Origin of the sequence: Pseudomonas sp. F01002 (genome assembly GCF_004402115.1) — a bacterium.
Taxonomy (GTDB): domain Bacteria; phylum Pseudomonadota; class Gammaproteobacteria; order Pseudomonadales; family Pseudomonadaceae; genus Aquipseudomonas; species Aquipseudomonas frigoris.
Map to the genome: position 1 here is coordinate 1 of NZ_SOPU01000014.1, position 20,839 is coordinate 20,839.

General features: G+C 60.6%; 20 protein-coding genes. 11 read left to right on the top strand and 9 right to left on the bottom strand.

Translation table 11 applies throughout. The annotated features are described in order from the left end of the window. Nucleotides 1-238: 238 nt before the first annotated feature. The 6 genes from E3W21_RS08230 to E3W21_RS08255 form a co-directional block, all read right to left on the bottom strand. Nucleotides 239-427 carry a hypothetical protein gene (locus E3W21_RS08230; protein WP_059406918.1) on the bottom strand — a complete coding sequence of 63 codons (189 nt, stop codon included), beginning with the start codon at nt 425-427 and terminating at the stop codon, nt 239-241. Nucleotides 428-804: 377 nt separating this feature from the next. After that, nucleotides 805-2,025, bottom strand: coding sequence for a beta-ketoacyl-ACP synthase I (fabB, locus tag E3W21_RS08235; protein WP_134419046.1), 1,221 nt, complete (start codon nt 2,023-2,025; stop codon nt 805-807). Nucleotides 2,026-2,036: 11 nt separating this feature from the next. Next, nucleotides 2,037-2,552: a 3-hydroxyacyl-[acyl-carrier-protein] dehydratase FabA gene (gene fabA / locus E3W21_RS08240; protein WP_046046480.1), complete on the bottom strand. Its 516-nt coding sequence runs from the start codon at nt 2,550-2,552 to the stop codon at nt 2,037-2,039. A 246-nt stretch (nt 2,553-2,798) separates the two neighbouring features. Next, nucleotides 2,799-4,700, bottom strand: a complete 1,902-nt coding sequence (locus E3W21_RS08245; RefSeq protein WP_134419048.1) for an ATP-binding protein — start codon at nt 4,698-4,700, stop codon at nt 2,799-2,801. Next, nucleotides 4,697-5,629: an ABC transporter substrate-binding protein gene (locus E3W21_RS08250; RefSeq protein ID WP_134419050.1), complete on the bottom strand. Its 933-nt coding sequence runs from the start codon at nt 5,627-5,629 to the stop codon at nt 4,697-4,699. The genes E3W21_RS08245 and E3W21_RS08250 overlap by 4 nt, the downstream gene beginning before the upstream one ends. A gap of 1 nt (nt 5,630) precedes the next feature. Further along, nucleotides 5,631-7,754: a TonB-dependent siderophore receptor gene (locus tag E3W21_RS08255; RefSeq protein ID WP_134419052.1), complete on the bottom strand. Its 2,124-nt coding sequence runs from the start codon at nt 7,752-7,754 to the stop codon at nt 5,631-5,633. A gap of 196 nt (nt 7,755-7,950) precedes the next feature. On the opposite strand from E3W21_RS08255, the gene E3W21_RS08260 reads away from it, so the two are divergent. The 10 genes from E3W21_RS08260 to E3W21_RS08310 all read left to right on the top strand — a co-directional run bounded on the left by E3W21_RS08260 (nt 7,951) and on the right by E3W21_RS08310 (nt 16,684). After that, nucleotides 7,951-8,976 (top strand): NAD(P)H-dependent glycerol-3-phosphate dehydrogenase, encoded by a 1,026-nt coding sequence (locus E3W21_RS08260; protein ID WP_134419054.1) that lies wholly within the window; start codon nt 7,951-7,953, stop codon nt 8,974-8,976. 19 nt (nt 8,977-8,995) lie between these two features. Beyond that, nucleotides 8,996-9,343, top strand: coding sequence for a DUF4389 domain-containing protein (locus E3W21_RS08265; RefSeq protein ID WP_123364751.1), 348 nt, complete (start codon nt 8,996-8,998; stop codon nt 9,341-9,343). Then, entirely contained in the window at nt 9,340-9,792 is a 453-nt protein-coding gene (gene sixA, locus E3W21_RS08270; RefSeq protein ID WP_129437530.1) for a phosphohistidine phosphatase SixA, read from the top strand. The genes E3W21_RS08265 and sixA overlap by 4 nt, the downstream gene beginning before the upstream one ends. A 246-nt stretch (nt 9,793-10,038) precedes the next feature. After that, complete coding sequence (locus E3W21_RS08280) at nt 10,039-11,706, top strand: AMP-binding protein (RefSeq protein WP_134419055.1); 1,668 nt, start codon at nt 10,039-10,041, stop codon at nt 11,704-11,706. A 32-nt stretch (nt 11,707-11,738) separates the two neighbouring features. Further along, nucleotides 11,739-12,182 (top strand): hotdog fold thioesterase, encoded by a 444-nt coding sequence (locus E3W21_RS08285; RefSeq protein ID WP_134419057.1) that lies wholly within the window; start codon nt 11,739-11,741, stop codon nt 12,180-12,182. A gap of 194 nt (nt 12,183-12,376) precedes the next feature. After that, on the top strand, nt 12,377-13,183 hold the full coding sequence (locus E3W21_RS08290) for an alpha/beta fold hydrolase (RefSeq protein ID WP_134419059.1): 807 nt from the start codon (nt 12,377-12,379) through the stop codon (nt 13,181-13,183). After that, nucleotides 13,180-14,034 carry an alpha/beta hydrolase gene (locus E3W21_RS08295; RefSeq protein WP_134419061.1) on the top strand — a complete coding sequence of 285 codons (855 nt, stop codon included), beginning with the start codon at nt 13,180-13,182 and terminating at the stop codon, nt 14,032-14,034. Before E3W21_RS08290 ends, E3W21_RS08295 begins: the two co-directional genes overlap by 4 nt. Nucleotides 14,035-14,084: 50 nt before the next feature. Next, nucleotides 14,085-14,744: a glutathione S-transferase family protein gene (locus E3W21_RS08300; protein ID WP_134419062.1), complete on the top strand. Its 660-nt coding sequence runs from the start codon at nt 14,085-14,087 to the stop codon at nt 14,742-14,744. An 8-nt stretch (nt 14,745-14,752) separates the two neighbouring features. Further along, a complete protein-coding gene (locus E3W21_RS08305) occupies nt 14,753-15,559 on the top strand; it encodes a DUF4892 domain-containing protein (protein ID WP_134419063.1) in 807 nt (268 codons plus the stop codon). Between the two features lie 69 nt (nt 15,560-15,628). Then, entirely contained in the window at nt 15,629-16,684 is a 1,056-nt protein-coding gene (locus E3W21_RS08310) for an AI-2E family transporter (protein ID WP_046046467.1), read from the top strand. Nucleotides 16,685-16,826: 142 nt separating this feature from the next. On the opposite strand, the gene xopAW is transcribed toward E3W21_RS08310, so the two are convergent. From xopAW to E3W21_RS08325, 3 genes are all read right to left on the bottom strand, one after another. Further along, a complete protein-coding gene (xopAW, locus tag E3W21_RS08315) occupies nt 16,827-17,669 on the bottom strand; it encodes an EF-hand domain-containing protein (protein ID WP_134419064.1) in 843 nt (280 codons plus the stop codon). A gap of 247 nt (nt 17,670-17,916) precedes the next feature. Further along, on the bottom strand, nt 17,917-18,969 hold the full coding sequence (locus E3W21_RS08320) for a HAMP domain-containing sensor histidine kinase (protein WP_134419065.1): 1,053 nt from the start codon (nt 18,967-18,969) through the stop codon (nt 17,917-17,919). Further along, nucleotides 18,969-19,727, bottom strand: coding sequence for a response regulator (locus E3W21_RS08325; RefSeq protein ID WP_129437510.1), 759 nt, complete (start codon nt 19,725-19,727; stop codon nt 18,969-18,971). Before E3W21_RS08325 ends, E3W21_RS08320 begins: the two co-directional genes overlap by 1 nt. Before the next feature lie 293 nt (nt 19,728-20,020). Between E3W21_RS08325 and pyrF the strand changes: the two genes are divergently transcribed. Continuing rightward, nucleotides 20,021-20,719, top strand: a complete 699-nt coding sequence (gene pyrF / locus E3W21_RS08330; protein WP_008148060.1) for an orotidine-5'-phosphate decarboxylase — start codon at nt 20,021-20,023, stop codon at nt 20,717-20,719. The last annotated feature ends 120 nt before the right edge of the window (nt 20,720-20,839 follow it).

A 20,839-nucleotide genomic window follows, 5' to 3' on the forward strand; every position in this document is an offset into this window, starting at 1 on the left:
CCACGCTTCCTTCCCACACTCGGTCGCCCTCATGCAGTTGCGCTTCGCTTCATTCGCTGTGGCCAGCTCAAGAGAGGACTTTCACCTCTAGGATGGCGCCCATGCTGGGCGCACAAGTGACTCGCTGTAAAAGCGAAACCGCTAGCCGCCGTTACCGCAGAAACGGATATGTACCCCAACCTTAAGTGAACAGCATTACGCTCATGGCGGGGTTTGTCGTTTTCAATGCCGTCATTGCTTATGCGGATTGGAGCTCTCGTTGCTGCTCCAGTTTTTCCAGTTCGGCCTTGTAGCTGTGGGCGTCGGTCTCGGAGTGGAACATCCCCACCAACATGCCTTGTTGGTGCACGTCCCAGATCCGGATACCGGCGGCTACGCCTTCGTGGGACTTATGTGAATCGTCGCGTTCAGTTACTTTTACAGTCATCTGCTAGCTCCAATCTCTGTTATCTGCAGCAAGGCGTGTGCAGGACTCCGTTATATGTTTGGTTAGCCTGCTAAGTAAACGGCTGAGTTTGGTAACGGACTTTCGCGAATTTGGTAAAAGTCTTGCAGCCCGCTAAATACGCGACATTCGGTCGCAGGGCGTTGAGTTTCATGACAAAAGCTTCATGTTCGTATGCAACAAAACTGTAGGAGCTGCCGCAGGCTGCGATCTTTTGATTTTGATTTTCAAGAAGCGAAGATCAAAAAATCGCAGCCTGCGGCAGCTCCTACAGAGGTGGTGGTGAAGTCTTTTTTCAGGCACAAAAAAACGCCCCGAACCAGTCGGGGCGTTTTTATGTGCAGCGTAGTGGCGGGGTACTACTTACCCTGCCAGCGCTTCAGTACCAGCGTAGCGTTGGTGCCACCGAAGCCGAAGCTATTGCTCATCACGGTGTTGATGGTGGCGTCTTCACGAGTCTTGGTCAGGATCGGCATGTCAGCCACTTCCGGATCCAGTTCGTCGATGTTGGCGGAACCCGCCATGAAGTTGCCTTCCATCATCAGCATGCAGTAGATCGCTTCGTGAACGCCGGCGGCGCCCAGGGAGTGACCCGACAGGCTCTTGGTGGAGCTGATGGCCGGGGCTTTGTCGCCGAACACTTCACGCACACCTTTCATTTCCATGACGTCGCCGACCGGAGTCGAGGTGCCGTGGGTGTTCAGGTAGTCGATCGGAGCGTCAACGGTGGACATGGCCATCTGCATGCAGCGGATGGCGCCTTCGCCGCTTGGGGCGACCATGTCGTAGCCATCGGAGGTCGCGCCGTAGCCAACGATTTCCGCGTAGATCTTCGCGCCGCGGGCCAGAGCGTGTTCCAGCTCTTCGACCACGACCATGCCGCCACCGCCGGCGATGACGAAACCGTCACGCTTGGCGTCGTAGGCACGGGAAGCCTTTTCCGGGGTTTCGTTGTACTGGCTGGACAGTGCGCCCATGGCGTCGAACAGGAACGATTGGCTCCAATGTTCTTCTTCACCGCCGCCGGCGAACACGATGTCCTGCTTGCCCATCTGGATCTGTTCCATGGCGGTACCGATGCAGTGAGCACTTGTGGCACAGGCAGAAGCGATGGAGTAGTTCAGGCCCTTGATCTTGAACGGCGTGGCCAGGCAAGCGGAAACGGTGCTGCTCATGGTCCGCGTGACGCGGTATGGGCCGACGCGCTTGACGCCTTTCTCGCGCAGGATGTCCAGCGCTTCCATCTGGTTCAACGTGGAGGCTCCACCGGAGCCGGCGATCAGGCCGGTACGCGGATTGGAGACTTGCTCATCGGTCAGACCGGAGTCGGCGATGGCGTCTTTCATGGCCAGGTAGGCGTAAGCCGCCGCGTGGCCGACGAAGCGATAGATCTTGCGATCGATCAGCTCTTCGAGGGGAAGGTCAATGGAGCCGGAAACCTGGCTACGCAGACCCATTTCGGCATATTCCGGGTTGAACCGGATGCCAGGGCGGCTTGCACGCAGGTTAGCGGAGACGGTCTCTTTGTCATTGCCCAGGCACGAAACGATGCCCAGACCAGTGATAACGACGCGGCGCATGCGGATAACCCTTAGAAGTTGTCAGTGGAGGTGAAAACGCCGACCCGAAGGCCTTCGGCGGTGTAGATCTCGCGGCCGTCGACGCTGACCGAACCATCGGCGATGGCCAGGTTCAGCTTGCCCTTCAGTACGCGCTTGATCTGAATGTTATAGGTTACTTTCTTGGCGGTCGGCAGAACCTGACCGAAGAATTTCACTTCGCCCGAACCCAGGGCGCGACCGCGGCCCGGCAGACCTTGCCAGCCGAGGAAGAAGCCGACCAGTTGCCACATGGCGTCGAGGCCCAGGCAGCCTGGCATCACCGGATCACCTTCGAAGTGGCATGCGAAAAACCACAGGTCCGGAGTGATATCCAGCTCGGCGACCAATTCACCTTTGCCGTACTTGCCGCCCTCTTCGCTGATATGGGTGATGCGATCCACCATCAGCATGTTGGGGGCGGGCAGTTGCGCGTTACCTTGGCCGAACAGCTCACCGCGACTGCAGCGCAGCAGGTCTTCCCGAGTAAAGGCGTTTTGTTTGGTCATGCGAGCTCCTCAATAGTCCCATGCGGCAGGTGGGGCAAATCTTCCCGGCCGATCGAAGCGTTCATGCCTCGAGTCAGCAGCCTACTCATAGACTATTGCGTTGTGGTGAAAGTCACAGCACCAAGGACATGAATGTACACTTGTGCACTGAAATTATTATTCAAGCCCCTTTTCGGGCCTGTTCGGGTGCCTAAGACTGCCGCACTTTCGCCTTTCACGCCAGTCGCAGAAGCCGAAAGGCCTGCACTACTGCACCCAGCGCTGCAGAATTTGCTGCAAATCTGTGCGTTTGAAGGGCTTGGCCAGGTAATCGTTCATTCCCGCCGATAAACAGGCTTCGCGGTCGCCCTGCAAGGCGTTGGCGGTCAGCGCGATGATCGGCAAGTCTGTGCAGCCGGGTAATTGGCGAATCTGTCGGGTGGCCTCGTAGCCGTCGATGATCGGTAGCCGGCAGTCCATCAAAATGGCTTCAAAAATCAGACTCTCCGCACTGCGCACTGCCTGCGCGCCATCGGTGACGACGCTGACAGTAAAGCCCAGACTGCGCAACATTGCTTCGATGACCGTCTGATTAACCGGATTGTCTTCCACCAGCAACACGTTGCGCCCTTCGCCATCACCGTTGCCGGTCGGTATGCGCGGCGCCAGCACGGGCAGCGTCTGTTTATAGAGCGCCAGCGGGATTTCCAGGGTGAACACCGAGCCGCGACCTTCCTCGCTCTGGGCGCGCAACGTGCCGCCCATGCGTTCAGCCAGTGTGCGAGCAATCGGCAGGCCCAGCCCGGTGCCACCGTATCGCCTCGAAATAGAACTGTCGGCCTGCTGGAAGGCGTTGAACATCAATTCCAGGCTTTCAGCCGAGATACCAATCCCGCTGTCGCGCACGGTGCAGGTGAACCACAGCAGTTCGTGATCCAGCGACTGCCATTGCGGTTCGATGCTGACGCGGCCCTGTTCGGTGAATTTCAGCGCATTGCCGATCAGGTTGACCAGGATCTGCCGGATCCGCGTCGGGTCGCCCTGCACCTGCAACGCGCGCATGTTGTCCGGAATCGACAGCGCCAGGTCGAGCCCGCGTTGCACGGCGCTGTGCGAGAACGACTGGGCGCAACTGCCGATCAGGTCCGCGAGGTTGAACGGAATGTGCTCCAGCTCCAGTTCCGAACGCTCGATGCGCGAGAAATCGAGAATGTCGTTGATGACTTTGAGCAGGTGTTCGGTGGACTCCGAGGCGAGCGCCGCGTATTCGACCTGCTCCTCGGTCATCTCGGTGGTTTCCAGCAGTTGCAGCATGCCCAGCACGCCATTCATCGGCGTGCGCAGTTCGTGGCTCATCATTGCAAGGAAATCGGATTTGGCGTTGTTGGCCTTTTCCGCTTCCTCGCGGGTCTGAATCAACTGCGCCATCGCTTGATGCTGTTCGCGACTGGCTTGTTCGAGCCCGTTGGCGAGGTTGTTGATGTGTTGCGACAGCGCGCCCAGTTCAGTGTCGTCGACGATCGGCAGCGGCGTTTTGTAGTCGCCGTCCTGAATCGCCTTGACCGCGTTGCCGATGTCGCGGATCGGTTGCGACAGGCTGCCGGCCAGTCGCCGGGCGACCAGAAAAGTAAACAGCAGGGCGAACAGCGCCAGGATCCCGGCCTTGAGCAGGATTTCCTGCTGACGCTGGCTGAAGGCGTCATTGGACAGGCCGACGATCACCCGACCCAGATAATCCTCGGTGGGCGCCGTGTTGGCGACGCGGCTGCCTTGCAGGAAATCATTGTGCAGCTGGATTCGTTGCAGCCGCACCGGGGCCTGGAACACTTCGACCTGGTGCGAGCGGGTGTGGGTTTCCGACGGTTGCTCGACGTACACCAGAATCCGGTTGGCACTGTCCTGGACTTCCAGAAAGCGCACGTTGGGCGTGGCCAGGGTGGCCTTGAGCAAACTGTCGAGCACCTCATTGTTGCCCGAAATCACCCCGTATTCGGTGGCTGGCGCCAGTTGGTTGGCGATCAGTTGCCCGGTGTGATTGAGCTCCTGACGCAGGTCCTGGATTCGCACGAAGGTGAAGAAGCTGATCAACAGCAACGTCAGCAACAGGGCAGGGCCGAGGCTGATGATTTGTGTGCGGGTGTTGATGTCCCAACGGCGACGGAAGGTCATGGGCGGTTTTCTCCTTCGGCCAACTGTGTTGCGACAGACGCTTCGTTCATCTGTTCAATACCTAATGAACGAGCCACTTGCGGGTTGCTTAAGACTTTGAAGCGTTGCGGGTAGTGCGTGCGTGGCCACGTGGCCGGTGGCCGGTCGAGCAGTTCGTCGAGCATCGCCAGCCAATCGCTCTGATCGCTGTAGGTGCTGGCCAGGCTCCCGGCCCTGACGAACCCGGCGTTAGGTCCGATCAGCGCCAATTGCCGTGCATAGCTGCTGAGCAACAGATTTTTCGCGGTTTTCGGGTTGTACAGATCGGGGTCGTCGAGGCCCAGCAACACGTCACTGTTCTTCAGCAAGGTCTGCAGCGGCCGGCTGTCGTTCGTGTTAACCCAGCGCTCGGTGACCACCTCAAGGCCCAGGGAGTGGGCGGCCTGATGCAATTCTTTCAAAAGGAATTCGCTGTGGCTGTCGAAGAGCACGCCGACCCGTTTGGCCTGAGGCAGCAGCAGTCGGGTCAGGCGCAATTGTCGGTCCAGGGGCGGATCGCTCCAGAGCAGGCTGAGGCGCGGGGGCAGGGTGGCGCCCAGACGCTGACGAGCTTGCAGGCGGCTGATGCGCAGCACCAGCGTCGCCGGGCCTTGGGCGTCTTGCAGGCGCCAGTCGAGGCTCGGCAGGTCGAGCAGAATCAAGCGGGTGCCGGCGGGCAGTTTGCCTGGCGCCGGCAGACTGGCCAGTGGCTGGAAGTGCACGTTATCGGCAGGCCGCAACGCGCTCAGGGCCTGGGTGAAGGATTGCATGCCCGGGCTGTCCTCGGCGCCGGTCAGCAAAATGTCCGCGGCGCTGGCATCCAGGCTGCTCAACAGCCCGGCAACCACCAGGCACAACCCGGCCAGCAGGCGGCCAAGGATTGGCGTCTTGCGTGACGGGCTATAGAGCATCTTAGAACGCCAGCTCTGCGCTGAAGTAAAGCACCCGGCGCTCGTCGTAGTTGTTGTCGACGAAGGTTGTGGGCTGGCTGTCGAGGCGTTGCTGTAGCACGCCGGCCAGTTCCACGCTGGCCTTGCCCAGGCCGATGCGTTTGGCGATGCGCGTGTCGACCCGTTCGAAGCGGTAGCTGTTCAGGGCATCGTCACCATAGTAGAAGAGCGCGCTGTTCCAGCCATGGCCCCAGTTGTGCAGCCAACCGGCGGAACCGCTGTTTCGGGCAGTTTGTTGTGCATCCAGTGGGTTGCTCGCCTCGGCATCGACGTAGGCATACGTCAGGCGCAGGCGATCGGCGCTGCTGATTCGCCAGTCGAGCTGGGTTTCTGCCCCGGAGAAGCGCGCGCTGTTTGAGTTGCTGGCGATGTACTGATTGTTGCGCAGCGGTTCGCTGATCATCCCGGTGATTTCGTCGTAGAACAGCTTCACATCGACCGCCAGTCCCATTTCGGCAAAGTAGCCGTTGTAGCCCAGCTCCCGGGAGCGCATGTGTTCCTGTTCGAGGTTACCGGGGCCACGGGTCTTGACGAAATAACGGGCGCTGGACTGGCCATAGGCGCTGGGCCGCAGGTTCTTTACCTGATAGCTCCAGTTGACGTTGTTCTCGAACATGTCCGGCGAGCGGATGGCTTCCGAATACACCGCCCGCAGGCCATGGCGCGGGTTGATCAGGTAGTTGACCGCCACCCGTGGTGTGAGCGAACTGCCGATCAATTGCGTGTCTTCGAACATCGCTCCGCCCTGCAGCAACCAATGCTCGGTGGCGCGCCACTCGAGCTGGCCGAACGCCCGCCAGGTGGTGTCGTCGAGGGTGCCATTGAAGTAGGTCTCGGAATCTGCCCGGTCGTAACGATAATTCATGCCGCTGACCAGCCGCAGACTATCGGACAAGCTGAGGGTGTCCTGCAATTCAAGGTCGTAGCGTGATTCCCGGGTGCTCTGGTCAATATCGCCACAGAGGGTTTGCCGGGCGCCGTTTCGCCATTGGTCGAGCACTTGATTGGCCAGTGCGCGCTGGGCCGGGTCACCTGCGGGCGCGCCGGGGCCGGTGTAGCGCTCCATGTTGCGCGCCAGGCGTTCGGTGTAATTCGGGTTGAGTTGCCAGAGTTCGGTCAACTGCGGGCTGAACGAAACCTCGGCATCGCAGGCACGCCAGGTCTGCTGACGATCCCAGTGTTGCGCCGAGCCCTGGATGTAAAGGCTGTGATCGGGATTGATGTCGAGATTCCAGCGCAGTGAGCCGGCGTAGTCCTTGGCGATGACGTCGGAATTGTTCCCGGCAGCGGTAATCCCCGAAAAGACCGGGCGGTAGGTATACGGACGCTGGTTGGTCCCGTCCTTGGCATTCAATTGCCAGTCGATACTCTGGTTTTCAGTGAGCGTCTGGCTGACAGCGAGGTTGAAGCGGTTCAAGCGGCGGCTGTCGCGGTAATCGGCACCGTTACGGTCCGAGTCGAAGCCGTCGTCTTGCTGACCGGACAGTGACAGGCGCAGGTCGCCGCCGTCCCAGCCCACGCCCTGGCTGGCGTAAAAGTCGTCGATGCCGCGCTGCCCTCGGGTGACTTTCATTCGCGTGCCGTGGCTGTCGGCCGGGTTGCGCGTGATGATGTTGACCACCGCCATCAGCGCATTGGCGCCATAGCTGACGGTGTTCGGGCCGCGGAAAACTTCGATGCGTTCGATGTCTTCCAGGGCCACCGGAATGTCACTCCAGTCCACCGTGGCCAGGCCTGCGCGATACACCGAACGGCCGTCGATCAACACTTGCAGGCGTCGCGCTTCGGTCGCATTGGTGCCGTGATAGTTCACCGCCGCCTGGTTACCGTTGATGTTGCCGACCATCATTCCCGGCACCAGTCGCAGCAACTCACTGATGTCCCGGGCGCCACTGGCATTGATCAGTTCGTTGTCGATCACCGTCATGCTTCCCGGTACCGCTGCCGGCGACTGCTTGAGTCGCGTCGCAGTCAATACTTGCGGCAGCGGCTCGCTGTCGAGGAACAAGTCGTCGGCAAGCAATGGCGAGCTGAAGATCAGCGCCAGTACCAGCGGCGAGCGAGGTGATGGAGAGCCAAACGACACAACACATCCTTGATAGCGAACAATTGGCGCGCATGTTAACCGAGCGCAATGACTTTTCCAGTCACGTTGTGGGCATTTTCCTCGGTTTTCTTGGTCTTCTTCCTACAAGTGTCGGTAATTGATGCCGGGGCTGGCCGCCACTGGGCCGCTCCGTATAATGCCGACATCGCCACTGGTATGGATTAACGGATTGCATATGACTGAACAGCGCCCAATTGCGGTCCTGGGAGGCGGAAGTTTTGGTACCGCCGTGGCTAACCTGCTGGCCGAGAACGGGCATCAGGTCCGGCTGTGGATGCGTGACCCCGAGCAGGCCGAGGCCATTCGGGTCAATCGCGAGAACCCGCGTTACCTCAAAGGCATCAAGATTCTGCCGGCCGTGGAAGCGGTCACCGACCTGCTGGCCACTCTGCAGGCCTGCGATCTGTGCTTCGTCGCACTGCCGTCCAGCGCGCTGCGCTCGGTATTGATGCCGCACGCCGAACGTTTGAGCGGCAAGTTGCTGGTGAGCCTGACCAAAGGCATCGAAGCCCACACCTTCAAACTGATGAGCGAAATCCTCGAAGAGATCGCCCCGCAAGCGCGTATCGGCGTGCTGTCCGGGCCGAACCTGGCCCGTGAAATCGCCGAGCACGCGCTGACCGCCACGGTGGTCGCCAGCGAAGACGAAGAACTCTGCCAGCGGGTCCAGGAGGCGTTGCACGGCCGGACCTTTCGCGTGTACGCCAGCGCCGACCGCTTCGGCGTGGAGTTGGGCGGGGCGCTGAAAAACGTTTACGCGATCATCGCCGGCATGGCGGTGGCGTTGGGCATGGGCGAAAACACCAAGAGCATGCTGATCACCCGGGCGCTGGCGGAAATGACCCGCTTTGCGGTGAATCAGGGCGCCAACCCGATGACCTTCCTCGGTTTGGCGGGCGTCGGCGATTTGATCGTCACCTGCTCGTCGCCGAAAAGCCGTAACTACCAGGTCGGATTCGCCCTCGGCCAGGGCTTGAGTCTGGAAGATGCGGTCACCCGCCTGGGCGAAGTCGCCGAAGGCGTGAACACCCTCAAGGTGCTCAAGGCCAAGGCTCAGGAGGTGGGCGTGTACATGCCGCTGGTCGCCGGGCTGCATGCCATCCTGTTCGAAGGGCGCACGCTGGAGCAGGTGATCGGTCTATTAATGCGTGCCGAGCCGAAAACCGACGTCGACTTTATTTCCACCAGCGGTTTCAACTGAGCATCAGGGAGAGCGAGACATGAACGATCCGAAAACAGAGGACAAGTACGAATCCATCCTGCTGCGAGTGTTGTGGATGATCGTCTACGTGCTGGTCTGGCAAGTGGCGCAGTTCATCCTTGGTGCCGTGGTTCTGGTGCAACTGATCTATCGTTTGATATATGGCGCCCCGAGCGCCAGCCTGATGAACTTCGGCGACAGCCTGAGCCAGTTCCTGGCGCAGATCGGTCGTTTCGGCAGCTTCCACAGCGACCAGAAACCGTGGCCGTTCGCCGACTGGCCGACGCCGCGTACACCGGAAGGTGAAGCACCGCACGCTGTGGCGCCGGCACCACACCCGGCCCGAGATGAGGAGCCAAAGCTATGAAACTCTGGATACTGCGTCATGGTGAAGCCGAGCCACACGGCAAGCGTCCTGATTCGGAACGGGCACTGACTGCCCATGGTCGTGAAGAAGTGCTGCGCACTGCCGCCGAGTTGGCCGGCAAGCCGCTGACCGCGATCTATGCCAGTCCTTACCTGCGCGCGCAGGAGACCGCAGAAATTGTGCGTACAGCGCTGAATTTCGCGCCGGAGATTCGCACCGTCGACTGGCTAACCCCCGACAACCGTCCGCAAGCGGTGGCGGAGCAGTTGGTGTCTGTGGATCACGCGCTGCTGGTCAGTCATAACCCGCTGGTGGGCAACCTGCTGGGTTACCTTCAGCACGGACATGTACAGGACCCGGAAGCAGTCCGCACCGCCGGCCTTGCAGAACTTGAAGGTGATTTGCCGCTGGCCGGCGCGATGAAGCTCAAAGGCATCAAGCACCCATAATCCTGTTTTTACAGGGGGAATGGTTTGCCCGAAACTTGAGAGCGACACCGATCAAGTGTGGGAGCGGGCTTGCTCGCGAAGAGGGTGTGTCAGTCGATATCAATGTTGCCTGACACACCGCTTTCGCGAGCAAGCCCGCTCCCACGGGTTCTGCTTCGCACCTGATATTTTTGTGTGAAATAGTCAACCGAGCAACTGCTTGGTTGACTACGCTTGCTCCAGACCAAAAACAAAGGAGCGAGTCGCATGCCTGCTGCTTTTCGTTTGCCGCTGGACGTCTTCTACGAGCGTGAAGCGCGCCATCCCCGGCAGCGCTTTTTGGTCCAGCCCACGGGCGGCGGAGAGGTCGAGACCCTGACTTGGGCCGACGTCGGTCATCAGGCGCGTTGCGCCGCGCATTGGTTGCGCGCGCGCGAATTGCCCCAAGGCAGCCACATCGCTCTGATCTCGAAAAACTGCGCGCACTGGATCATCGCTGACCTGGCGATCTGGATGGCCGGCCACGTGTCGGTGCCGCTCTACCCGAACCTCACCGCCGAGACCGTGGCCCAGGTCCTTGAACATTCCGACGCGGCGCTGGTGTTCATCGGCAAGCTCGATGACTGGCCCGGCATGTCTCGCGGAGTCAGCCCTGATCTGCCGACGATCAGCCTGCCGTTACATCCGCCTGGTACTTTCGATTTCAGCTGGGCCGACCTGCAAAAGAGCTCACCGATCCAGGACGATCCCAAGCCGTCCGCCGACCAGTTGGCGACCATCATTTACACCTCCGGCACCACCGGCATACCCAAAGGCGTGATGCACAGTTTCGCCAATCTGGGGTTTGCCACCACTCGCGGTACGCAGTTGTTTGGCTTGAATGAGTCGGATAGGCTGCTGTCCTACCTGCCGCTGTGCCATGTCGCCGAGCGGATGTTCGTTGAGCTGGCGTCGATCTACACCGGGCAAACGGTGTTTTTTGCCGAGAGCCTCGACACCTTCCTGGCCGATTTGCGCCGTGCACGTCCGACCGCGCTGTTCGGTGTGCCGAGGATCTGGACCAAATTCCAGATGGGCGTGTACAGCAAGATCCCGGCAAAGCGCCTCGACTTCCTGCTCGGTCTGCCGATTATCGGCAAGCGGGTCGGCCACAAAGTCCTGGCCGAGCTCGGGCTGGATGCCTTGCGCATCGCCTTGTCCGGCGCCGCGCCAGTGCCGCAGACCTTGCTGCTGTGGTACCGCAAACTGGGGTTGGATGTGCTGGAGGTCTATGGCATGACCGAAAGCTGCGGCTATTCGCACGTTGGCCTGCCGGGCCAGAACAAACCCGGCTGGATCGGCAAGCCCTGCCCGGAGGTCGAGGTGCGGATCGCTGAGTCGGGCGAGGTCATGGTGCGCAGCGGCGCGACCATGCTCGGGTATTTCAAGGAGCCTGAGAAAACCGCAGAAACCATCACCGGCGACGGCTTCCTGCGCACCGGCGACAAGGGCGAGGAAGACGCCGAAGGCAACCTGCGCCTGACCGGGCGACTGAAGGAAATCTTCAAGACCAGCAAAGGCAAATACGTCGCCCCGGCGCCGATCGAAAATCGTCTGGCGGAGCATTCGCGCATCGAGCAGGTGTGCGTGGTCGGCGATGGCCTGAGTGCACCGTTGGGGCTGTGCGTGCTCTCGGCGGTCGGTCAGCAGGACGCCAGCGGAACGGCGCGGGCGGGCCTGCATTCAAGCCTGGAAAAACTCTTGGAGGAGGTCAATGGCGTCCTCGACAAACACGAACGCTTGCGTCGATTGGTGGTGGTCAAGGACAGTTGGGCGGTGGAAAACGGCTTCCTGACGCCGACCCTGAAGATCAAGCGAAACGTGATCGAAGCGGCTTATGGCGCTCGGTTCGAGGAATGGAGTGAGCGCAGCGAAGCGGTGCTGTGGCAGGATTGAGTCACGAATAAAACCAACCAAGGAAAGCAACGATGAGTCTGTGGCGTACCACTCCCAACGTCGAGCAGTTGAACGCAATCCAGAAAAACACCATCGGCGAAGTACTGGATATTCGCTTCGAAGCCTTCGACGAAGCGTCCCTGACCGCGAGCATGGTCATCGACCATCGCACTCACCAGCCTTACGGCTTGCTGCACGGAGGCGCCTCGGTGGTGCTGGCCGAAACGGTCGGCTCGATGGCCAGTTATTTGTGCATCGACGCCAGCAAGTTTTACTGCGTGGGCCTGGAAATCAACGCCAACCATTTGCGCGGCTTGCGCAGCGGACGGGTCACGGCGGTGGCCAAACCGATTCATATTGGGCGCACGACGCATGTCTGGGATATCCGTTTGACCAGCGATGAGGGCAAGGCCAGTTGTGTGTCGCGGTTGACCATGGCGGTGGTGCCGTTGGGTGAGAATCCACCGGGTCGTTGATGTTTCAATATCAAAAGATCGCAGCCTGCGGCAGCTCCTACATTTAATTGCGTACATCCCGTAGGAGCTGGCGAAGCCTGCGATCTTTTGATCTTCGCGACATCTCCTACCACCATTCCTGGCAGTTATGGTCATTGCTGTAGGACGTCGTCTTACGGACAATCAACCCTTGTTTTCGTTGATGGATCACCGGTATGTCGCAACAGATATTTTTCGCCCACGCCAACGGTTTCCCCTCGGGCACCTACGGCAAGTTGTTCGCGGCGCTGGCGCCCGAGTATCAGGTGACGCATCTGCAGCAGCACGCCCACGACCCGCGTTTTCCGGCGGACGACAACTGGTACAACCTGGTGGACGAGCTGATTCATCACCTCAAGAAACAACCGGAACCGGTATGGGGCGTCGGTCATTCCTTCGGTGGTGTGCTGCATCTGCACGCGGCGTTGCGGTGCCCCGAGCTCTATCGCGGCGTGGTGATGCTTGATTCGCCGGTGCTGACCCGCGCTGATCAATGGGTGATCCGCGCCGCCAAACGCTTCGGTTTCATCGATCGCCTGACCCCGGCCGGCCGTACATTGGGACGACGGGAAGAGTTCGCCGATCTGGAGGCGGCTCGACTCTATTTCGCTGGCAAAACCCTGTTTCGCAGTTTCGACCCGGAATGCTTTGACGCTTACCTGCAACACGGTTTGCACAAGGTGGGCGACAAGCTGCGCCTGCGCTTCGACCCGGCCACGGAAATCAGTATCTACCGCGGCGTGCCGCACACCAGTCCCGGCCGCACTCGGCAACTGAAAGTGCCGCTGGCGGTGGTGCGCGGGCACAAGAGCCGGGTGGTGATGCGTCATCACGCAAGCCTCGTGGGGCGCTTGCCGCAGGGCGAGTCCCTGACCATGCCTGGCGGCCACATGTTTCCCCTCGAACGTCCCCTGGACACCGCCACGCTGCTGAAGAACCTGTTCAGCCGTTGGGAAGGTCGCCGCCAACAGGATTGCGCATGAACACCGTCGTTGAAGAAGTTCGCCTGAGCCTGCCGCACATCGAGTTGGCAGCGCACTTGTTCGGCCCCGAAGACGGCATGCCGGTGATCGCCTTGCATGGCTGGCTGGACAACGCCAACAGCTTCGCCCGGCTGGCGCCGAAGCTCAAAGGCTTGCGCATCATCGCGCTGGACATGGCCGGTCACGGTCATTCCGGGCATCGGCCGACCGGTGCCGGTTACGCGCTGTGGGACTACGCCCATGACGTGCTGCAAGTGGCCGAGCAATTGGGTTGGAAGCGCTTTGGCCTGCTGGGGCATTCCATGGGCGCGATCGTTTCGCTGGTGCTGGCCGGTTCGTTGCCGGAACGCGTGACCCACCTGGCGTTGATCGACGGCATCATTCCTCCTACAGACAAAGGCGAAAACGCTGCCGAACGGATGGGCATGGCCCTGCAAGCGCAGCTGGATTTGCGGGAGAAGCGCAAACCGGTCTACAACACGCTCGACCGGGCCATCGAGGCGCGCATGAAAGGCTTGGTCGCTGTCAGTCGCGAAGCCGCAGAACTGCTGGCCCAACGGGGATTGATGCCGGTGCCGGGCGGTTATACCTGGCGCACCGATAACCGACTGACGTTACCGTCGCCGCTGCGTCTGACCACCGAACAGGCGATGGCCTTCGTCCAGCGAGTCACTTGTCCTGCAAAACTGGTGGTGGCTGCCGACGGCATGCTCGCCAAACATCCCGAGTTGCTGGAGCGTCTACCCTTTAGCCGTGAACAGCTGCCTGGCGGCCATCATTTACACCTGAATGACGAACCCGGCGCCGACCTTGTCGCAGACTGTTTCAATCGGTTCTTCGCCGTTCCTTGACTTGCGCCGGGCAACTGTCGAGGCTGGGCGGGTTGAAATGGGAGACAACCATGATAGATCTCTACACCGCTGCGACCCCGAATGGCCACAAGGTCTCTATCGTGCTCGAGGAACTCGGCCTGCCCTACACGGTGCACGCCTTGAGTTTCGACAAAAAGGAACAGAAGTCCGAGGGCTTCCTCAAGATCAATCCCAATGGCCGGATTCCGGCGATTGTCGACCGCGCCAACGGCGATTTCGCCGTGTTTGAATCCGGCGCGATCCTGATTTACCTGGCTGAACTGAGCGGCAAACTGCTGTCAAAAGACCCCAAGGGGCGTTCAGTGGTCCTGCAATGGCTGATGTTCCAGATGGGTGGGATCGGCCCGATGCAAGGTCAGGCCAACGTGTTTTTCCGTTATTTCCCGGAGAAACTCCAGGGCGCCATCGATCGCTATCAACATGAAACCCGCCGCCTCTATGAAGTGCTCGACACGCGCCTGCAAGCCGTGGAGTTTCTGGCCGGTGAGTACAGCATTGCTGACATCGCCACTTATCCGTGGATCCGTGGCCACGAGTGGTCGGGTGTCGAGGTCGACGGTTTGCCGGCCTTGCAGCGCTGGATGGCAACCATGGAGGCGCGTCCGGCGGTACAGCGCGGTTTGCTGGTGCCTGAGCGCATCGATGACGCCAGTATCATCAAGGGTGCCCAGGCCATGCTGATCCGATGAGTCTATCCATGCGTTCACTCAGTCTGCTGTCGCTGTGTTGTTTCAGTCCGCTGTTATTTGCCGCCGATGTCCCGGGCAGTCAGGACCTGCCGATCGTGCCGCGTATGGCCGATGCGCAGATCGTCGACTATCGTCCGGTCACCGAACTTGAGCGGATCTATCCACTGGGTTCGATCCGCAAAATCAGCGGCCAGTTGCGCTTTGACGGCCAGGTCGCTGCCCGAGGGCAAACCACTTCGGTGACCTACGAGTTGCCGCCGGAGCATTCCTCCACCGAGGCTTTCACCGCCGCTCGTGAAGCCTTGCAGAAGCAGGACGCCCAATTGCTGTTCTGGTGCCAGGCCCGTGATTGCGGCGAAAGCAGCCTGTGGGCCAATGATGTCTTCGGCAATGCCAAGCTCTATGGCGCTGATGATCAGCAAGCGTTTTTGCTGTTGCGCCTGGCGGCCCCACAGGACAACACGCTGGTGGCGCTTTACAGCATCACGCGCGGCAATCGCAAAGCTTATCTGCACGTCGAACAGTTCGACGCCGCTGCGCCGCTGGGCGATTTGCTGCCGACCTCTGCAACCTTGCTTCGGGAGCTCAAAAGCACCGGTGAGCTCGATTTCCCCAAATTGACCGGCGATCCTGACGATGCCTGGCTGCGCCTGATCTCTCGTGGGCTGAATCTGGACACCACGTTGCGGGTCAGCGTTTCCGGGCCGAAGGCCGAAGCCTGGCGTCAGGCACTGATCGGGCAGGGTGTGCGTACCGCCAGGATGGAAGCGGGTAGCGTCGAAGGTGCTGGCTTGTACATCCAACTGTTGCGATAAGCTTTATCAGGCGAACGTACAAGCTGCGTTCGCCTACTCTTTTGCGATCTGACTTTTTTCGAGATTTAGATGATCAATAACGACCGGCTGTTGGTGCAGATCCTGCTCCTGGTGCTTTTTGGCGCGAGCTTCTGGGTGATGGCGCCGTTCTGGTCGGCGCTGTTCTGGGGCGCGGTGCTGGCGTTTGCCAGTTGGCCGCTGATGCGTTTGCTGACGCGTTTGCTCAATGGTCGCGAATCTCTGGCGGCCGCAGTGCTGACGCTGGGCTGGATGTTGCTGGTGGCGTTGCCGTTGGTCTGGCTGGGGTTCAACCTCGCGGACCATGTGCGCGATGCCACGGCGTTCATCAAGGATGTGCAGGTCGACGGGCTGCCGGAAGCGCCGACCTGGCTGGGCAGTATTCCCTTGGTGGGCGAGCGGCTGGTGGGGGTCTGGAACAGCATTGATCAGCAGGGCGCGGCGATGATGCTGGCGGTCAAACCTTATCTGGGTCAGGTCGGCAATTGGTTGCTGGCGCGCAGTGCGCAGATTGGCGGCGGGATACTTGAGCTGACGTTGAGTATCGTCTTCGTGTTCTTTTTCTACCGTGACGGGCCGCGTCTGGCGGCGTTTGTTCACGGGTTGCTGGAACGTCTGATTGGTGACCGTGCCGGGTATTACATCGAATTGGTGGCGGGCACGGTGCAGCGGGTGGTGAACGGTGTGATCGGGACGGCAGCGGCCCAGGCGGTTCTGGCGTTGATCGGGTTCTTGATTGCCGGGGTGCCCGGGGCGCTGGTGCTGGGGATCGTCACGTTTTTGTTGAGCCTGATTCCGATGGGGCCGCCGCTGGTGTGGATTCCGGCCACGGCGTGGCTGGCCTGGAAGGGTGAGTACGGGATGGCGGTGTTTCTCGGAATTTGGGGGACGTTCATCATCAGTGGCGTCGACAACGTGCTCAAACCGTACCTGATCAGCCGGGGCGGGAATTTGCCGTTGGTGATTGTCCTGCTCGGGGTGTTTGGCGGGTTGATTGCCTTTGGGTTTATTGGTTTGTTTATCGGCCCGACGTTGTTGGCGGTGGCCTACAGCCTGCTGAACGACTGGAGCAAGAGTCAGGCTCGGGTTGAGGATCGCCGGCCCTGAGGTTTTTGGTTGAAGCTTAGGGCCCCTTCGTCGGAACGCCGCCCGGAGCAGGCTCGCTCCCACATTGATTTTGTATCGATAACAAATTATGTGATCAATGCAGATCAACTGTGGGAGCGAGCTTGCTCGCGATGCTTTTGACTCAGGTCGCGACGTTCAGGTATTTGCCCACGGTCGCCACGTTGTCGAGCGAGTACTGCTTGCTCAGGTTGGCGATCATTTTGTTCAGAGCTTCGGTCACGTTCGACTGATCGGTGGAGCTGTCGGTGTTTCGCTCGCGGCCGGCTTGCAACGCCGCTTTCAACTCGTCGCTGCTGACGCCGCCACTGCTGTCGCTATCCAGCACTTTGAGCAATGCGGCACTTGTATCGGTGCTGGTCGATGAGGCGCTGCTGGTCTGCAACGCGCTGGTCAGTTCGGTGGCGCTGACACTGCCGTCGCTGTCCGCATCGAGCTGGCTGAACAGTTCTTCGCTGGACACTTGTCGAGGTGGCGGCGGAGGAGGGGCGAGGCTGGCGGCGAGTTCGTCCTGGCTGACGGAGCCGTCTTCGTTCTTGTCCAGGGCCGAGAAGATTTCTGTGCTGTCGGCACTGCTGCCGGCGCTGGCCAGGCCGTTGCTCAGTTCATCGCTGCTGATGGCGCCGTCACCGTCGGCGTCCAGGGCGCTGATCAGCGCGTCAGTCAGTTCGGTGTTCGGTGCCTGGTCCCGTGGCGGCGGAGGGGCCATCGCGGCCATTTCTTCACTGCTCAGGCTGCCGCTTTCGTCGCTGTCCAGGTCGGCGAAATTCTTGCTCAGGCTCACCAGCAGGCCGTCGTCGGTTTTCTGCGACAGGGCGCTCTTGAGTTCATCCTGATCCACCGCGCCATCGCTGTTGCTGTCGAGTTTGGCGAGCAATTCTTTCTGAAACTGCTGACTGTGGGCGGTGCTGGTTGTGGTGCTGCTGGTGCTGGTATAGCTCGTGTAACCGCTGACGCTACCGATCATTGCGCTCACTCCTTGGAATGGATAGCCGGTGGGTGCACCGGCTTATGCAGCCTCAAGGGGCAAGTTGTCGTGGGTATGTGAGGTTTGTACCGAACGGTACACAGAGCACGACAGATCCGTGTAGCAGCTGGCGAAGCCTGCGTTCGGCTGCGAAGCAGTCGTGAGACCATCCATCGCGGTGTTTCAGGACGATTGATGTGGCAGGATCTACGACTGCTTCGCAGCCGAACGCAGGCTTCGCCAGCTGCTACAAGGATCGAGGTAGCCGTATAACGGCGGTCAAGCCACCACCGGGGGTTTCTTCCAGGCTCAACTGCCCACCCAGGCGTTCGGCCGCTTCGCGGGCGATGGTCATGCCCAGCCCGACGCCACCGGAGTTGCGGTTTCGCGAACCTTCCAGACGAAAGAACGGCTCGAACACGGCTTCACGTTTATCCGCCGCAATACCCGGCCCATGGTCGATGACCCGGATCACCAGGGTTTCGCGCGTGTCTTCAAGCGTAATCATTGCCTGCCCGGCATAACGCAGGGCATTGTCCAGCAGGTTGTTGATGCACGAGCGCAAGGCCATCGGCTGCACTTGCAACGGTGCGCAGTGGCCACTGGTCAGAACATTGGCGCCCTGGTCCTGGGCGTTTTCACTCAGGGATTCGACCAGCGCCTGCACATCCATCCATTGCACAACTTCACTGGTCCGCTGTTCATGCAGGTAAGTGAGGGTGGCGTCGAGCATGCCGATCATGTCGTCCAGATCCTGACGCATCTGGCCTTGCAATTTGTTGTCGTCGATCTGCTCCAGCCGCAGCTTGAGCCGCGACAGCGGCGTGCGCAGGTCATGGGAGACGGCGCCCAGCATCCGCGAACGTTGCTGCACTTGTTCACGAATGCGTTGCTGCATCTTGTTGAAGGTGTGTGCCGCTTGCCGTGCTTCCCGTGGGCCGGACTCATCCAGAGGCGGGCTGTCGAGATTTTCGCTCAGTCGCTCGGCAGCATCGCTCAGGCGCTGGATCGGCCGGCTCAACAGTTTGGCACCGTACCAGGCGGCGATGATCAGCGAGACCAGTTGAAAGGTCAGCGGCACCAAGGGGCCGCCGAACCACGGCCGCGGTGGCCGATTTACGAAGCGCGGGTCCATCGGCGGGCGCTGTCCGTCGAAGTTTTCGGAAAACCCCGGCGGCGGAGGGGGCGGTGGCGGGCCGTAATAGTGAAACCAGAAAAACGCCAACAAGTGCGCCAGGATGATCGCCACCAGCAGCATGCCAAACAGGCGGCCGAAGAGCGTATCGAAGCGCGCACGCATCAACCGATGTCTCTGGCGTCGAACAGATAACCCTCACCGCGAACGGTCTTGATCAGCTGCGGGGCTTTCGGGTCATCACCAAGTTTCTGGCGCAAGCGCGAGACCAGCAAGTCGATGCTGCGATCAAAGGCTTCGATCGAGCGACCGCGAGCGGCGTCCAGCAGTTGTTCGCGGCTGAGTACCCGGCGCGGACGTTCGATGAACACCCAGAGCAAACGGAACTCGGCGTTGGACAACGGCACCACCAGACCATCAGCGGCGATCAATTGGCGCAGCACGCTGTTCAGGCGCCAGTTGTCGAAACGGATGTTCGCCCGTTGTTCAGTGCGATCGTCGCGCACCCGGCGCAGGATAGTCTGGATGCGCGCCACCAATTCTCGCGGTTCGAACGGCTTGGCCATATAGTCGTCGGCGCCCAGTTCCAGGCCGATGATCCGGTCGGTCGGCTCGCAGCGGGCAGTGAGCATCAGAATCGGGATGTCCGATTCGGCGCGTAGCCAGCGGCACAGTGACAAACCGTCTTCGCCGGGCAGCATCAGGTCGAGCACCACCACGTCGAAATGCTCCGCGTGCAGCGCCAGGCGCATCGCGGCGCCATCGGTGACGCCGCTGGCATGAATGTTGAACCGGGCCAGATAGTCGATCATCAGTTCGCGGATCGGGACGTCATCGTCGACGATCAGGGCGCGAATGCTCCAGCGTTTGTCGTCGTCGGGCGCTTTTTGATCGTCGTTCACAGGTGCGTGGAGGTTGTGCATGCGTGCGTTCATCTGCCAGGTAGGCTGCCAACCACAAAGATGGGCTGCGAGGTTGTGGTTTCAGCATAGGCGTCCGGCCCGGAGGCGGGAAGTGCTGTAAGGACGTGTTGCGGCTGCCGAAGGTAACGTTGAAGGGTGTTGCAGGCGTGTCATGTGTGTATCTGACTCGACACAATTGGTGCAAGGGCTAGTCTTGCTTGAGCCGCCTCGACGAATTACCGATCATCGGGTCCCGCAGAGGCGCTGGTTCCGCTACAATGCGCGCCGATTTCGACCTGCCTGAGAGCCCACTCATGTCCGCCTGCCAGACTCCTATCATCGTCGCCCTGGATTTTCCCACCCGTGACGCCGCACTGAAGCTGGCCGATCAGTTGGACCCGAAGCTGTGCCGGGTCAAAGTCGGTAAAGAACTGTTCACCAGTTGCGCTTCGGAAATCGTTGGCACCCTGCGTGACAAGGGTTTCGAAGTGTTCCTGGACCTCAAGTTCCATGACATCCCGAACACCACCGCCATGGCCGTCAAGGCGGCTGCTGAGATGGGCGTGTGGATGGTCAATGTGCACTGCTCCGGTGGTTTGCGCATGATGGCCGCGTGCCGCGAAGTGCTCGACCAGCGCACCGGTCCGAAACCACTGCTGATTGGCGTGACCGTGCTGACCAGCATGGAGCGTGAGGATCTGGCGGGTATCGGTCTGGATATCGAGCCGCAGGAGCAAGTGTTGCGCCTGGCCGCGTTGGCGGAAAAAGCCGGGATGGACGGTCTGGTGTGCTCGGCCCTGGAAGCCCAGGCCCTGAAATCGGCGCACCCGTCGCTGCAACTGGTGACTCCGGGGATTCGTCCGGCGGGCAGCGCCCAGGACGATCAACGCCGCATTCTGACGCCGCGTCAGGCGCTGGATGCCGGTTCCGATTATCTGGTGATCGGCCGTCCGATCAGCCAGGCAGCGGACCCGGCCAAGGCGTTGGCAGCCGTAGTCGCCGAACTGGCCTGATCTAACACCGAAGATCAAAATGTGGGAGCGGGCTTGCTCGCGAAGGCGGAGTGTCAGTCACCGTTGATGTCGGCTGACACTCCGCCTTCGCGAGCAAGCCCGCTCCCACATTTATAATTG

Coding starts and splice junctions, on each gene's coding strand:
- pyrF (WP_008148060.1), top strand. CDS start 20,021: ATGTCCGCCTGCCAGACTCCTATCATCGTCGCCCTGGATTTTCCCACC.
- E3W21_RS08295 (WP_134419061.1), top strand. CDS start 13,180: ATGAACACCGTCGTTGAAGAAGTTCGCCTGAGCCTGCCGCACATCGAG.
- xopAW (WP_134419064.1), bottom strand. CDS start 17,669: ATGATCGGTAGCGTCAGCGGTTACACGAGCTATACCAGCACCAGCAGC.
- E3W21_RS08305 (WP_134419063.1), top strand. CDS start 14,753: ATGCGTTCACTCAGTCTGCTGTCGCTGTGTTGTTTCAGTCCGCTGTTA.
- fabA (WP_046046480.1), bottom strand. CDS start 2,552: ATGACCAAACAAAACGCCTTTACTCGGGAAGACCTGCTGCGCTGCAGT.
- E3W21_RS08245 (WP_134419048.1), bottom strand. CDS start 4,700: ATGACCTTCCGTCGCCGTTGGGACATCAACACCCGCACACAAATCATC.
- E3W21_RS08265 (WP_123364751.1), top strand. CDS start 8,996: ATGAACGATCCGAAAACAGAGGACAAGTACGAATCCATCCTGCTGCGA.
- E3W21_RS08260 (WP_134419054.1), top strand. CDS start 7,951: ATGACTGAACAGCGCCCAATTGCGGTCCTGGGAGGCGGAAGTTTTGGT.
- E3W21_RS08325 (WP_129437510.1), bottom strand. CDS start 19,727: ATGCACAACCTCCACGCACCTGTGAACGACGATCAAAAAGCGCCCGAC.
- E3W21_RS08310 (WP_046046467.1), top strand. CDS start 15,629: ATGATCAATAACGACCGGCTGTTGGTGCAGATCCTGCTCCTGGTGCTT.
- sixA (WP_129437530.1), top strand. CDS start 9,340: ATGAAACTCTGGATACTGCGTCATGGTGAAGCCGAGCCACACGGCAAG.
- fabB (WP_134419046.1), bottom strand. CDS start 2,025: ATGCGCCGCGTCGTTATCACTGGTCTGGGCATCGTTTCGTGCCTGGGC.
- E3W21_RS08230 (WP_059406918.1), bottom strand. CDS start 427: ATGACTGTAAAAGTAACTGAACGCGACGATTCACATAAGTCCCACGAA.
- E3W21_RS08280 (WP_134419055.1), top strand. CDS start 10,039: ATGCCTGCTGCTTTTCGTTTGCCGCTGGACGTCTTCTACGAGCGTGAA.
- E3W21_RS08320 (WP_134419065.1), bottom strand. CDS start 18,969: ATGCGTGCGCGCTTCGATACGCTCTTCGGCCGCCTGTTTGGCATGCTG.
- E3W21_RS08290 (WP_134419059.1), top strand. CDS start 12,377: ATGTCGCAACAGATATTTTTCGCCCACGCCAACGGTTTCCCCTCGGGC.
- E3W21_RS08300 (WP_134419062.1), top strand. CDS start 14,085: ATGATAGATCTCTACACCGCTGCGACCCCGAATGGCCACAAGGTCTCT.
- E3W21_RS08285 (WP_134419057.1), top strand. CDS start 11,739: ATGAGTCTGTGGCGTACCACTCCCAACGTCGAGCAGTTGAACGCAATC.
- E3W21_RS08250 (WP_134419050.1), bottom strand. CDS start 5,629: ATGCTCTATAGCCCGTCACGCAAGACGCCAATCCTTGGCCGCCTGCTG.